Here is a 14,239-nt window from a genome sequence, read left to right as displayed (position 1 = left end):
CAACGGGAGTGATGCAGTACAATCGCGACTTTTAATCGCCAACCAGCCGGCCATTCCGATGATCGAACCCAAGCGCGTCTTGCGCGCCCTCGCTGAACACTGGGCACTTCTGGAGCCACTGTGCGAGCACTTCGACCAAGGCACCCTGAGCCTCAACGAACTGCGCACGCAACTGGCCGCCCAGCAACTGGATAGCACGCCGCAGGACATCACCAGCCTGCTGGATGTGTGGATCCGCCTCGACATTCTGGTTCCCGTGGCGAAAAGCCCGAACCGTTTCGAGCTCAACGCGCAGATTCACGACTTCCTCGCTTACCTGCGCCGCGAGCACCGCCTTGGCCTGTGCCTGGAAATCGAAGCCTATTTGCGCCATCTCGAGCGCCTGGCCGGTTACATTCAGGACGCCTTCGACATTCGCGACGGCAACGATCTGGCGCGCCAGTTGCGTCTGCTCGACATGCGCGTGCGCGACGTGCTGAAAAAACTCGACAACGACGAACAGGCGTTGGTGGCCGTCGCCGAACGGGCAAAAACCAGCGATCGGCAGATCCCGCTGCGTCAGCGCTACGCTGAAGTGCTGGCGACCTGGGACGAATACGTCGAGCCGATGATTGAACTGGTGAACGCCGACGGCGCTTTCGAACAAGGCGTGCGTAAGGTCGAAACGGTCCTGCTGAAGATGCTCTCCGAACAGCAGCGCCTCGGCCATCTGGTCGATGACGATATGCTGCTGCGCACCCACGCACGCATCCTCGAAATGCAGACCAGCGCCCAGCTGACCTTGCGTCATGCCCGTGAACTACTGCTGCCACTGCGTGAAGAAGCGCGCCGACACAATGCCGTAACCCGTGGCGCGGCGCTGGCCCTGGCGGCGATTCGTCGTAAAGGTATCGATGCGGTGCCGCAAGCCGCGATGCCGCTGTTCACCCGCCCGCAAAGCACCTTCCTCGGCAGCGCCAGTCAGGTCGAAGCCTACGTTTATGCTCTGGCCCGTTTCGAGCCGAAACCGACGCGTTTCCCCAAGGCCCACAAAACCCAGAAAGGCGAAGCACCGCGCGCGCCACGCACAGTTCGGGAAATGCTCGAACGCTGCGAAGACGCCCTGCCGATGCCGGACCTGATGACCTGGCTGCTGGAGCAGGAGCCGGACGGCGCCACCGACGAATTGCTCTACTGGTTCTCGCGCCTGTCGCGGGAAAAACGCTTCAAGCGCGAGCGTCTGGAACGCCGCGATTACCACACCCACGAGCACCAGGTCAGCCTGCGCTCCTTCGCCCTGCTCTCGGCCGGCGACACCTGCGCCGAGAATTCTGCGAGCATTCCACATGCATCTTGATCTATCCGAACTCTCCCAGCTGGCGCCGATCTTTCGCGAGCTGTTCAAGGGCTACCACGTCAGCCGCCGCGATCCGGAGCTGTACGCACAACTGTCGAACTTCCAGGACCAGTACCGCACGCTGTTCAAGGCGTTGGGCTTTGAACTGGTCTGCGACACCCGTGGTTTCTACTACTTCGTACCAGACCTGGCGGCAGCAGCGGTCAACAAGACCGCACAACGTCTGGCGCTGTTCACCTTCATCCTCGTCGAACACCTGGCCGACCAGGGCCGTGACCCGATCGCCGTACTCGACGGCGGCAGTCTCGGTCGCGATGAATTGCCATCCTTGCTGGAAAAGTACCGTGACCTGTTCATCCAGGCCGAAGTCCAGACCCAGGACGAACTGGAAGAAAAGATCATGCGCCGCATGACCCAGCTCGGTTTCGCCAGCGAAGAGCCTGGTATCTACCGTTTCCTGCCGCCGATGCACCGCTTCCTCGACGTGTGCCTGTCGGTTCAGCAGGACCGCGATCTGGCAGCCAGCCTGCACAGCGTCCTGCCATTGCCGGTGCCCGTGCTGATCGACGAAGACAGCGACGAGAAACTGCTGCAGACCGACGATCCATTGGATCTCAGTGATTTCGCGGAAGAAAGTGAAGAAGACGCCCTGGCCCGCGCCATTGCCGAAGAACAGGAGACTGACGCATGAGCAAGGAACGCTACGGCATTCGCCGCTTTGCCCTTTTGAACACCGCCGGTTACAGCCTCGGCCTGTTCCCGCTGGAAGAGCCGCTGTCGGTCTACGGCGCGAACAACCTCGGTAAATCCGCTTCGATCAACGCGTTGCAGTTCCCGATTCTGGCGCGCATGTCGGACATGAGTTTCGGCAAATACAGCCTGGAGCAATCCCGGCGCTTCTACTTCGCCTCGGACACCAGTTACATCCTCGTCGAAGTCTCCCTGCCCCACGGCCCGCACGTGATTGGCGTGGTCGGTCGCGGCCCGGGCGGCGGTTTCGGTCACCAGTTCTTTGCCTATGCCGGCAAACTGGACCTGGCTCATTATCAGAAAGATGACACCTGCCTGCGTCAGAAAGAACTGTTCACCAACCTTGAGCGCGAAGGCCTGAAAGCCTACGAACTCAAGCCGGATGAACTGCGCCGTTTGCTGGTGGGCGGTCACACCTCGATTCCGCTGGACCTGACGCTGATCCCGCTGCGCTCCACCAGCGAGCAAAGCCTGAAGACCTTCCGCGCCCTGTTCATCAACCTGCTGCACATGCGCGAAATCACCGCGGCCAAACTCAAGCAGCTGTTTCTCGATGCCTTCGAACACAGCCTGCGTTCCGGCAGTGTCGATTACATCGCCGCGTGCGAAGAAGCCTTCCGCGATGTACGCCGCATGGAACAGGACTACAACTCGCTGGTCGCCGCCGGCCCATTGGTCGAAGCCTTGGCCAACGGCGTGAAACAGCGGGACATTCTGCGCGGCAAACTGCATCGCCTGTCGCCGCTGCTCGACTCCCTGCTCGGCACCTGGTCGGACTACGCCAGTGCGCGCAAGGAAGAACTGACGATTCAGGCCGAGCATTACCGCAACGAGCAGGACGCCCTGCAAAACGATCAACGCGGCGGCACTCAGGAGCTGATGCGTCTGGAGCGGGAAATCACCGGCATCCAGCGCTGGCTCGGCGAGCTGTCGGTGCTCAAGCATCGCTTCGCGCTGGTCGATGACGTCAAAGTCCTGGAGCAGCAATTGCTCGCGGCCAAGGACGCGCATGACGAACTGGCTGGCGCATTGGCTCAGTCGCGCCAGTTCAGTGCCGAAGACCTCGAAGAGCGTCTGCGGGACCTGGAAAAACGCCTCAAATCGGTGAAGCAGCAACTCGATCACGCCGACAACAACAGCTACGCCCGTCTGCGCGAAGAGTTTTCGCAGCAGGACGTCGAGCGCCTGATGCGCCTGTTCAACAGCGCGCTGTTCAGCCTGCCACTGGGTGAACACGGCATTACGCTGGACGAGGACGGTCAGTGGGTCAAATCCATGGAGCTGATCCTCGATGGTTTCAAAGGCGAGCGTTTCGAAGTGCCGGGGCTGTCCATCGACATCTCGCACATCGAGCCACCAGCCCTGCAAGCCCTGGCTGACCGCGCGGCGTTGCGCGATCAGAAAGAGCGTCTGGACAAAGAACTCAAGCAACTGAAAACTCAAGCTGCCGTGGCGGCAGACCGCGCGGCCAGCAAGACCCAGACCGAAGCGCTGTACCAGCAAGTGCTGGACGCGCAGAAAGCCCTGGAAGACTTCCGCCGCGCACAAACCCTGAGCGCCGAAGAAGGCGACAAGCTTGAACAATTGGCACAGATGGAAGCCGCCCAGGACGAATTGAAGCGTTCCAGCGATGCCTTCACCGAACGCGTCCAGCAACTGTCGGCCAAGCTGCAATTGGTCGGCCGGCAGATCGGCGACATGGAAGCCAAGCAACGCACCCTCGACGACGCCCTGCGCCGCCGTCAGCTGTTGCCAGCGGACTTGCCGTTCGGCACGCCGTTCATGGACCCGGTCGACGATTCCATGGACAACCTGCTGCCGCTGCTCAACGATTATCAGGACAGCTGGCAGGGCTTGCTGCGCAGCGACGGACAGATCGACGCGCTCTATGCTCAGGTTCGCCTGAAAGGCGTGGCCAAGTTCGACAGCGAAGACGATATGGAGCGTCGCCTGCAACTGCTGATCAACGCCTATGCACACCGCACCGACGAAGCCCTGACCCTCGGCAAGGCTCGTCGTGCGGCGGTCACCGACATCGCCCGGACCCTGCGTAACATCCGCAGCGATTATGACAGCCTCGAGCATCAGCTGGCGTTGTTCAACCGCGAGATCAACAAGCGTCAGGTCTCTAACCTGCAAAGCTTCCGTATCGTGCTCGCGCCGAACAAGGAAGCGCTCAAGCACATTGACCAGATCATCCACAGCGCCGGTCAGTACGAAGAAGGCGAAACCCTTTCCGTCTTCGACCTGAGCCAAAGCGCCGATCAGGACAACAAGAACGAAGAGGCCAAGGAATACCTGGCGCGGCTGGTGGCGGCGAACCACAACCAGCTCGGTCTCAAGGACTTGTTCGAGCTGGCGTTCGAGATCACCAAGGTCAACGGCCAGCCGGTGATCCACACCGACATCGATGGCGCGGCGTCCAACGGCACCACCATGACCATCAAGGCGCTGACCAACATGTACTTGTTGCTGCACTTGATGGACCGCGACCAGGCCGGTCGCGTGCGTCTGCCGTACTACCTCGACGAAGCGGCGGACATCGACGAGAAGAACCAGGCAGCACTGCTGGAAACCAGCCTGCAACTGGGCTTCGTGCCGATTCTGGCGAGTGTGAAGCCACAGGTTTGCGCCAGTGTCGCCATCGACCTGGAAGGCGGTAGCGGCCCGAACGGCATTTACATCGACGAGGCGGACTGGAAGTACATCCGTCGTCACGATCAAGTGAAGGCAACCCTCAACGTGCAGGCGGATGAACCGGAGCTGGATGCGGTCTGACGCTTGAATCGAAGCCAATAAAAAGGCCGCGATCCAACATGGATCGCGGCCTTTTTTTATCTTTTCATTGTAGGAGCGAGGCTTGCCCGCGAAGGCGTCATTACAGACGCAATAACTACTTGCCGATCGAAATCTTCGGCGCCCAGGTCAGCCATTCATCTTCGAACTGGTCGAACAGCGGGAACGTTTGCTCGGGCCGCACCGGGGCACCCATGCGATCGCCATCCGGTGTGGCAAACGCAATGCCGCCCTGGACCAGGGTCTCCAGCGACTCGGTGCGTATCGTCGCGCCTTTGAACAAGCCGTAGTCAAAGCCAAAACCACTGGTGTTCCAGAAACGTGTGCCACTGCGCACCAGCGGCGCGTACTTCGGCTCGATCAAGATGTGCACCAATACTCGATCCGCCGTCTGGCCCAGCTCATAGCCAGTCACCTTGCCTACCGTGATTTCGCGATAGGTGACGGGGACGCCAGTCTTCAACGAACCCCGACGAGCAGCACTCAACACCAGGCTCAAGCCGGCTTCTTCCTTGGCGGTTTCCGGGGGAATAGTCAAAGCCACGAAGTCCTTTTGCGGACCGAGGTTCTTCAGTGCCGGTTGCACTTCTATGTATTGCCCGGTCACCAGTGTCTCGAGGTTGGATGTCTTGATCAGACCCAATTCAGGTTTGACCACCCAGAACTGACTGCCCACTCGAGCGATACGCTCCGGCACTTCAGTGATCCGCGCGGTCAGCAACACCGATTGCAGATCGTCACTGAGGTCGACGTCTTCAATCTTGCCGACGTCCAGGCCTTTGTATCGAATCGGAGTGCCAGTGCGCAGGCCATCGGCGCGGTCGACCTTGATCGTCACCACAGCGCCTTTCTGCGTTGCCTCGTCATGGCTCGCATGCAGGCGGAAACGTGGGATACGCTTCTGCAGCGGCGCTTTGGCTTCCGGAGTTTCGAAGGCAATGCCGCCGGCCATCAGGCTTTGCAGCGACTCACTTTTGACCTGGATGCCGCCGGTCAGTCCCCCTGTCAGCGTAATGCCACTGGCATTCCAGAAACGCGTCGAGGCGTTGACCAGCCCTTCGTATTCCTTCTCGATGTGCACACCGATCACAAGCTGCTTTTTGGTGCGGGAGAACTGATAGCTCTGCACCGAACCCACCTTGACCTGCTTGTAGAGAATCGGACTGCCGACTTCCAGTGAACCGAGGTTTTCGGTGAACAACACCAGGTGCAGGCCCGGCGAACGCAGATCCAGTGGCGGCGCCTTGGCCCGAGCTTCGAACTCGCGCTGCGGTGCGCCCCCCTTGTCGCCAGGTCGCACGGCGATGTAGTTACCTTTGACCAAGGCTTCCAGACCGGTGATGCCGGCAAGCGAAATAGACGGTTTGACCACCCAGAACTGAGTGCCGGTGACCAGGTAATCCTCGGCCAGCGGATCGAGGGTCAATTCAGCGGTTGCACTGGACAAGTCCGGGTCAACCTTGAGCGCTTTCAGATTGCCGACCTGGATGCCTTTGTACATCACTGGCGTGCGGCCGGCCTGCAGGCCTTCGAAATCGCTGAGTTTGACCTTGACCCGAATACCGGCTGCAGCTGCATCGAAGTCTTCGTAGAGACGAAACGGCAGGCTTGGATCGGTGGGCGGGCTGTCCTTGCGGTTTTCCGGAGTGGCGAAAGCGATACCACCGGCGACGATGCTGGCGAGGGACTCGCTACGCACTTTCACACCGGAGAGGTTGGCGTCGATACTGATGCCGCTGGCATTCCAGAAACGCGTGTGTTTGCGTACCAGGCTGGCGTAGGTCGGCTCGATGAAGACTTTAAGTTCGACAGTATTCTGGTCTGCGGACAGCAAGTAGCTTTTGATCTGACCGACCTGGATCTGCTTGTAGAACACCGGGCTGCCGCGATTCAGCGAGCCGAGACGGTCAGCCTTGATGGTCAGGTGCAGACCGGGCTTGGCATCCGACAGCGGCGGTTCTTCGGCCAAGGCCCTGAACTTGCGGGTCGGCTCGCCTTCCCCCGGGCTGACGGCCACGTAGTTACCCGAAACCAACGTCTCCAGGCCCGTGATACCGGCCAGGGTCACGCTCGGTTTGACCAGCCAAAAACGTGTGCTGGTCCTGAGGTATTGCTCCACGTCCTTATTCATCTCGATGGTAGCGATCACGCCTTTGGAGCTGCCTTCATCATCGAGTGTGAGGGCTTTCACCTTACCGACCGACATACCTTTGTAAACGACTTCGGTCTTGTTGGCCTGAATACCTTCGCCACTTTCGAAGCGCACATGGATCTCGATGCCTGTCTCGCTATAGGCACGCCAGGCGAGCCAACCGCCAATGAGCAAGGCGATCAGGGGCAATACCCAAATGGCAGACCAGTTCGAGGCCGGTCGGATTTTCGCTTTAGGCAAATCAGTCATGGTCGTCGTCCGACTCCGTGTTATCCCAAATCAGTCGGGGATCGAAAGTTACTGCGGCAAGCATCGTCAGAATCACCACACTGGCGAAGGCGATGGCGCCAAGATTGGCTTCGACGCTGGCAAGCCGTCCGAAATTCACAACCGCCACGAGGATGGCGATCACAAAGATATCCAGCATCGACCAGCGGCCGATGAACTCGATAAAGCGGTACATCCAAATGCGCTGACGCGCCGAGAGTGGCTGGTGGCGCTGCACCGAAAACAGCAGCAACGCGACCCCCACCAATTTGAACGTGGGTACCAGAATACTGGCGATAAAAACCACGGCTGCGATTGGAATCATGCCGTGCTGAACCAGCTGGATCACACCGGACATGATCGTGCTCGGATCACCCTGCCCCAGGGAACTGACGGTCATGATTGGCAGCACATTGGCCGGGATATAAAGAATCGCAGCCGTGATCAGCAACGCCCAGGTACGCATCAAGCTGTTCGGGCTGCGGGCGTGAACCAGCGCACCACAGCGGGTGCAGACCTGCTCGTCGGTGTCGGCTTCCTGCTTGTTCAACTCGTGGCATTCGGCACAGATCAGAATGCCCGCATCAATCGCCCGCATGGGCATCTTCTCCTGATAGACCCTGCCAGATCTGGTGCGGTGACATCACCACTTCCAGCCAGACCTGGACCAACAACAAACTGATAAAACATGCCAGACCAAGACCTACGGTGATCGCCGCCATATCGGCCAGTTTGACGATCGCAACCAGTACGCCCATGAGATAAACCTCGAGCATTCCCCAGTCCCGTAGATGGTGATAAATGCGGTAGAGCAGCAAGCCGTAACTGCGTCCGATGTCGAAGCGAATACTCAGCAGTACGAACAGTTGGCAGAGCAGCTTGAGCAGCGGAATCCCCATGCTGCAGAGAAACACCACTGCCGCTACGCCTTGCATACCGGTATCGAACAGGCCGACAACACCGCTCCAGACAGTGTCATGCGACGATTGTCCGAGTAGATGGAGCTGCATGATGGGTAAAAAGTTCGCCGGGATATACAACAATAGTGCGGCAATGACCAAGGCGAGACTGCGCTGCACGACATTATGTCGATGGGCATACAGCTCATAGCCGCAGCGTGGACAGATGGCCTTCTCGCCATGGGCGAGCTCAGGTTTGCGCATCAGCAAATCGCACTCATGACACGCTACCAAGTCGTCCAGTGGTAAATCTGACAGCCCAGGGGCGTCAACCGGATCTGGCATAAAGGCTCTGGCTCCAAAAAAGTTGGACCTATTCTAGTGTCCTGACTCGAAAATAACTGTGTAATTTTTGTATTGTCAGCGAAGTGGGCCTTTCCTGCGGACAAAACAAAACCCCTACCTGCAGATGCAGATAGGGGTTTCGGAATTTAATCTTGACGATGACCTACTCTCACATGGGGAAACCCCACACTACCATCGGCGATGCATCGTTTCACTGCTGAGTTCGGGATGGGATCAGGTGGTTCCAATGCTCTATGGTCGTCAAGAAATTCGGGTACCGAACCGTCTTTCGACGCTTCAGCAAATTGGGTATGCGATAGTTTGTGTGTTTGCTTCTCGAACTTTCGGTTCATTGCGTCTTCACACACCGCAATCTGGTGCCCTTTCGCTCTTCAGCTCGAAGCCTACAAATTGCTTGGGTGTTATATGGTCAAGCCTCACGGGCAATTAGTATTGGTTAGCTCAACGCCTCACAGCGCTTACACACCCAACCTATCAACGTCGTAGTCTTCGACGGCCCTTCAGGGGACTCAAGGTCCCAGTGAGATCTCATCTTGAGGCTAGTTTCCCGCTTAGATGCTTTCAGCGGTTATCTATTCCGAACATAGCTACCCGGCAATGCCACTGGCGTGACAACCGGAACACCAGAGGTTCGTCCACTCCGGTCCTCTCGTACTAGGAGCAGCCCCTCTCAAATCTCAAACGTCCACGGCAGATAGGGACCGAACTGTCTCACGACGTTCTAAACCCAGCTCGCGTACCACTTTAAATGGCGAACAGCCATACCCTTGGGACCGGCTTCAGCCCCAGGATGTGATGAGCCGACATCGAGGTGCCAAACACCGCCGTCGATATGAACTCTTGGGCGGTATCAGCCTGTTATCCCCGGAGTACCTTTTATCCGTTGAGCGATGGCCCTTCCATACAGAACCACCGGATCACTAAGACCTACTTTCGTACCTGCTCGACGTGTCTGTCTCGCAGTCAAGCGCGCTTTTGCCTTTATACTCTACGACCGATTTCCGACCGGTCTGAGCGCACCTTCGTACTCCTCCGTTACTCTTTAGGAGGAGACCGCCCCAGTCAAACTACCCACCATACACTGTCCTCGATCCGGATAACGGACCTGAGTTAGAACCTCAAAGTTGCCAGGGTGGTATTTCAAGGATGGCTCCACGCGAACTGGCGTCCACGCTTCAAAGCCTCCCACCTATCCTACACAAGCAAATTCAAAGTCCAGTGCAAAGCTATAGTAAAGGTTCACGGGGTCTTTCCGTCTAGCCGCGGATACACTGCATCTTCACAGCGATTTCAATTTCACTGAGTCTCGGGTGGAGACAGCGCCGCCATCGTTACGCCATTCGTGCAGGTCGGAACTTACCCGACAAGGAATTTCGCTACCTTAGGACCGTTATAGTTACGGCCGCCGTTTACCGGGGCTTCGATCAAGAGCTTCGCGTTAGCTAACCCCATCAATTAACCTTCCGGCACCGGGCAGGCGTCACACCCTATACGTCCACTTTCGTGTTTGCAGAGTGCTGTGTTTTTAATAAACAGTCGCAGCGGCCTGGTATCTTCGACCGGCGTGGGCTTACGGAGCAAGTCCTTCACCCTCACCGGCGCACCTTCTCCCGAAGTTACGGTGCCATTTTGCCTAGTTCCTTCACCCGAGTTCTCTCAAGCGCCTTGGTATTCTCTACCCAACCACCTGTGTCGGTTTGGGGTACGGTTCCTGGTTACCTGAAGCTTAGAAGCTTTTCTTGGAAGCATGGCATCAACCACTTCGTGTTCTAAAAGAACACTCGTCATCAGCTCTCGGCCTTAGAATCCCGGATTTACCTAAGATTCCAGCCTACCACCTTAAACTTGGACAACCAACGCCAAGCTGGCCTAGCCTTCTCCGTCCCTCCATCGCAATAACCAGAAGTACAGGAATATTAACCTGTTTTCCATCGACTACGCTTTTCAGCCTCGCCTTAGGGACCGACTAACCCTGCGTCGATTAACGTTGCGCAGGAAACCTTGGTCTTTCGGCGTGGGTGTTTTTCACACCCATTGTCGTTACTCATGTCAGCATTCGCACTTCTGATACCTCCAGCAAGCTTCTCAACTCACCTTCACAGGCTTACAGAACGCTCCTCTACCGCATCACCTAAGTGATACCCGTAGCTTCGGTGTATGGTTTGAGCCCCGTTACATCTTCCGCGCAGGCCGACTCGACTAGTGAGCTATTACGCTTTCTTTAAAGGGTGGCTGCTTCTAAGCCAACCTCCTAGCTGTCTAAGCCTTCCCACATCGTTTCCCACTTAACCATAACTTTGGGACCTTAGCTGACGGTCTGGGTTGTTTCCCTTTTCACGACGGACGTTAGCACCCGCCGTGTGTCTCCCATGCTCGGCACTTGTAGGTATTCGGAGTTTGCATCGGTTTGGTAAGTCGGGATGACCCCCTAGCCGAAACAGTGCTCTACCCCCTACAGTGATACATGAGGCGCTACCTAAATAGCTTTCGAGGAGAACCAGCTATCTCCGAGCTTGATTAGCCTTTCACTCCGATCCACAGGTCATCCGCTAACTTTTCAACGGTAGTCGGTTCGGTCCTCCAGTCAGTGTTACCTAACCTTCAACCTGCCCATGGATAGATCGCCCGGTTTCGGGTCTATTCCCAGCGACTAGACGCCCTATTAAGACTCGCTTTCGCTACGCCTCCCCTATTCGGTTAAGCTCGCCACTGAAAATAAGTCGCTGACCCATTATACAAAAGGTACGCAGTCACCCAACAAAGTGGGCTCCCACTGCTTGTACGCATACGGTTTCAGGATCTATTTCACTCCCCTCTCCGGGGTTCTTTTCGCCTTTCCCTCACGGTACTAGTTCACTATCGGTCAGTCAGTAGTATTTAGCCTTGGAGGATGGTCCCCCCATATTCAGACAAAGTTTCTCGTGCTCCGTCCTACTCGATTTCATGGCCAAGAGATTTTCGCGTACAGGGCTATCACCCACTATGGCCGCACTTTCCAGAGCGTTCCGCTAATCTCAAAGCCACTTAAGGGCTAGTCCCCGTTCGCTCGCCACTACTAAGGGAATCTCGGTTGATTTCTTTTCCTCAGGGTACTTAGATGTTTCAGTTCCCCTGGTTCGCTTCTTAAGCCTATGTATTCAGCTTAAGATAACCATCTTATGATGGCTGGGTTCCCCCATTCAGACATCTCCGGATCAAAGTCTGTTTGCCGACTCCCCGAAGCTTTTCGCAGGCTACCACGTCTTTCATCGCCTCTGACTGCCAAGGCATCCACCGTATGCGCTTCTTCACTTGACCATATAACCCCAAGCAATCTGGTTATACTGTGAAGACGACATTCGCCGAAAATTCGCGATTAAACTCACAAATTTTACCTTAGCCTGATCCGTTACCAGTGAAAGTAACGTTCAGTCTATCTTTCTATCACATACCCAAATTTTTAAAGAACGATCTAATCCAAAGACTAGAAATCAACATTCACCATCATCACGATGGAATGCTCATTTCTAAGCTTTCAACAAACAGAAGCAGTAGTGGTGGAGCCAAACGGGATCGAACCGTTGACCTCCTGCGTGCAAGGCAGGCGCTCTCCCAGCTGAGCTATGGCCCCGTATTTCTACAGGCGTTTCCCACACAAGCAAAATTGGTGGGTCTGGGCAGATTCGAACTGCCGACCTCACCCTTATCAGGGGTGCGCTCTAACCAACTGAGCTACAGACCCAATTTCGGGCTGCTTCTTATCGTCTTCTTCAATGAATCAAGCAATTCGTGTGGGAACTTATGGAGCAGCTGATGTCGTCGATTAAGGAGGTGATCCAGCCGCAGGTTCCCCTACGGCTACCTTGTTACGACTTCACCCCAGTCATGAATCACACCGTGGTAACCGTCCCCCCGAAGGTTAGACTAGCTACTTCTGGTGCAACCCACTCCCATGGTGTGACGGGCGGTGTGTACAAGGCCCGGGAACGTATTCACCGCGACATTCTGATTCGCGATTACTAGCGATTCCGACTTCACGCAGTCGAGTTGCAGACTGCGATCCGGACTACGATCGGTTTTATGGGATTAGCTCCACCTCGCGGCTTGGCAACCCTCTGTACCGACCATTGTAGCACGTGTGTAGCCCAGGCCGTAAGGGCCATGATGACTTGACGTCATCCCCACCTTCCTCCGGTTTGTCACCGGCAGTCTCCTTAGAGTGCCCACCATAACGTGCTGGTAACTAAGGACAAGGGTTGCGCTCGTTACGGGACTTAACCCAACATCTCACGACACGAGCTGACGACAGCCATGCAGCACCTGTCTCAATGTTCCCGAAGGCACCAATCCATCTCTGGAAAGTTCATTGGATGTCAAGGCCTGGTAAGGTTCTTCGCGTTGCTTCGAATTAAACCACATGCTCCACCGCTTGTGCGGGCCCCCGTCAATTCATTTGAGTTTTAACCTTGCGGCCGTACTCCCCAGGCGGTCAACTTAATGCGTTAGCTGCGCCACTAAGAGCTCAAGGCTCCCAACGGCTAGTTGACATCGTTTACGGCGTGGACTACCAGGGTATCTAATCCTGTTTGCTCCCCACGCTTTCGCACCTCAGTGTCAGTATCAGTCCAGGTGGTCGCCTTCGCCACTGGTGTTCCTTCCTATATCTACGCATTTCACCGCTACACAGGAAATTCCACCACCCTCTACCATACTCTAGCTCGACAGTTTTGAATGCAGTTCCCAGGTTGAGCCCGGGGATTTCACATCCAACTTAACGAACCACCTACGCGCGCTTTACGCCCAGTAATTCCGATTAACGCTTGCACCCTCTGTATTACCGCGGCTGCTGGCACAGAGTTAGCCGGTGCTTATTCTGTCGGTAACGTCAAAACAATTACGTATTAGGTAACTGCCCTTCCTCCCAACTTAAAGTGCTTTACAATCCGAAGACCTTCTTCACACACGCGGCATGGCTGGATCAGGCTTTCGCCCATTGTCCAATATTCCCCACTGCTGCCTCCCGTAGGAGTCTGGACCGTGTCTCAGTTCCAGTGTGACTGATCATCCTCTCAGACCAGTTACGGATCGTCGCCTTGGTGAGCCATTACCTCACCAACTAGCTAATCCGACCTAGGCTCATCTGATAGCGCAAGGCCCGAAGGTCCCCTGCTTTCTCCCGTAGGACGTATGCGGTATTAGCGTCCGTTTCCGAGCGTTATCCCCCACTACCAGGCAGATTCCTAGGCATTACTCACCCGTCCGCCGCTCGCCACCAGGTACAAGTACCCGTGCTGCCGCTCGACTTGCATGTGTTAGGCCTGCCGCCAGCGTTCAATCTGAGCCATGATCAAACTCTTCAGTTCAAACATCTTTGGGTTTTTAAGAAACCCTAAACTTGGCTCAGCAATCGTTGGTTACATCTTTGATTTCTCGCGGAGTAACTTGTGATGCTGATAATCTTGTTGACTATCAGTCTGACTCCACAAGCACCCACACGAATTGCTTGATTCAGTTGTTAAAGAGCGGTTGGTTAAGAGCTTTCGTCTCAACCGAGGCGCGCATTCTACAGCAGCGCTTGTTGCTGTCAAGTGATTATTTTCAGAAGCTTTCAAAGTTTCGCTTGGAAATCTTTAACAACTTCAACCACTTGCGCTTCCGATCTCTCGTTAGCGGGAGGCGAATTCTACAGCGTTA

6 protein-coding genes, 2 tRNA genes and 3 rRNA genes are annotated in these 14,239 nt (G+C 56.2%); 3 read left to right on the top strand and 8 right to left on the bottom strand.

Annotation, left to right across the window (positions count from 1 at the left end):
* Positions 1-58 precede the first annotated feature (58 nt).
* The 3 genes from mksB to mksF are packed head-to-tail and all read left to right on the top strand — an operon-like array spanning position 59 to position 4,864.
* Positions 59-1,336 carry an Mks condensin complex protein MksB gene (mksB, locus tag ACZ9BB_RS00055; protein WP_476212017.1) on the top strand — a complete coding sequence of 426 codons (1,278 nt, stop codon included), beginning with the start codon at positions 59-61 and terminating at the stop codon, positions 1,334-1,336.
* Complete coding sequence (mksE, locus tag ACZ9BB_RS00050; protein WP_476212016.1) at positions 1,326-2,027, top strand: Mks condensin complex protein MksE; 702 nt, start codon at positions 1,326-1,328, stop codon at positions 2,025-2,027. Before mksB ends, mksE begins: the two co-directional genes overlap by 11 nt.
* Positions 2,024-4,864, top strand: a complete 2,841-nt coding sequence (gene mksF, locus ACZ9BB_RS00045) for an Mks condensin complex protein MksF (RefSeq protein WP_476212015.1) — start codon at positions 2,024-2,026, stop codon at positions 4,862-4,864. The genes mksE and mksF overlap by 4 nt, the downstream gene beginning before the upstream one ends.
* 115 nt (positions 4,865-4,979) lie before the next feature.
* Here mksF and ACZ9BB_RS00040 read toward each other — a convergent pair whose 3' ends face one another.
* The 8 genes from ACZ9BB_RS00040 to ACZ9BB_RS00005 form a co-directional block, all read right to left on the bottom strand.
* Positions 4,980-7,283 (bottom strand): PqiB family protein, encoded by a 2,304-nt coding sequence (locus tag ACZ9BB_RS00040; protein ID WP_476212014.1) that lies wholly within the window; start codon positions 7,281-7,283, stop codon positions 4,980-4,982.
* Positions 7,276-7,899 carry a paraquat-inducible protein A gene (locus tag ACZ9BB_RS00035; RefSeq protein ID WP_476212013.1) on the bottom strand — a complete coding sequence of 208 codons (624 nt, stop codon included), beginning with the start codon at positions 7,897-7,899 and terminating at the stop codon, positions 7,276-7,278. Before ACZ9BB_RS00035 ends, ACZ9BB_RS00040 begins: the two co-directional genes overlap by 8 nt.
* Positions 7,886-8,545: a paraquat-inducible protein A gene (locus ACZ9BB_RS00030; RefSeq protein ID WP_476212012.1), complete on the bottom strand. Its 660-nt coding sequence runs from the start codon at positions 8,543-8,545 to the stop codon at positions 7,886-7,888. Before ACZ9BB_RS00030 ends, ACZ9BB_RS00035 begins: the two co-directional genes overlap by 14 nt.
* A 150-nt stretch (positions 8,546-8,695) precedes the next feature.
* Positions 8,696-8,811: ribosomal RNA gene (gene rrf, locus ACZ9BB_RS00025) — 5S ribosomal RNA — on the bottom strand.
* Positions 8,812-8,971: 160 nt separating this feature from the next.
* Positions 8,972-11,863 (bottom strand): 23S ribosomal RNA (locus ACZ9BB_RS00020).
* Between the two features lie 237 nt (positions 11,864-12,100).
* Positions 12,101-12,176: transfer RNA gene (locus tag ACZ9BB_RS00015), tRNA-Ala, on the bottom strand.
* A gap of 34 nt (positions 12,177-12,210) precedes the next feature.
* Positions 12,211-12,287: transfer RNA gene (locus tag ACZ9BB_RS00010), tRNA-Ile, on the bottom strand.
* A gap of 82 nt (positions 12,288-12,369) precedes the next feature.
* Positions 12,370-13,908 (bottom strand): 16S ribosomal RNA (locus ACZ9BB_RS00005).
* The 16S, 23S and 5S rRNA genes sit together here with 2 tRNA genes alongside, the layout of an rRNA operon.
* Between the last annotated feature and the right edge of the window lie 331 nt (positions 13,909-14,239).

This window comes from Pseudomonas sp. TE3552 (assembly GCF_056278945.1).
The sequence above is the reverse complement of the archived record's forward strand: the minus strand, read 5'-3'. Positions and strand labels throughout refer to the sequence as shown.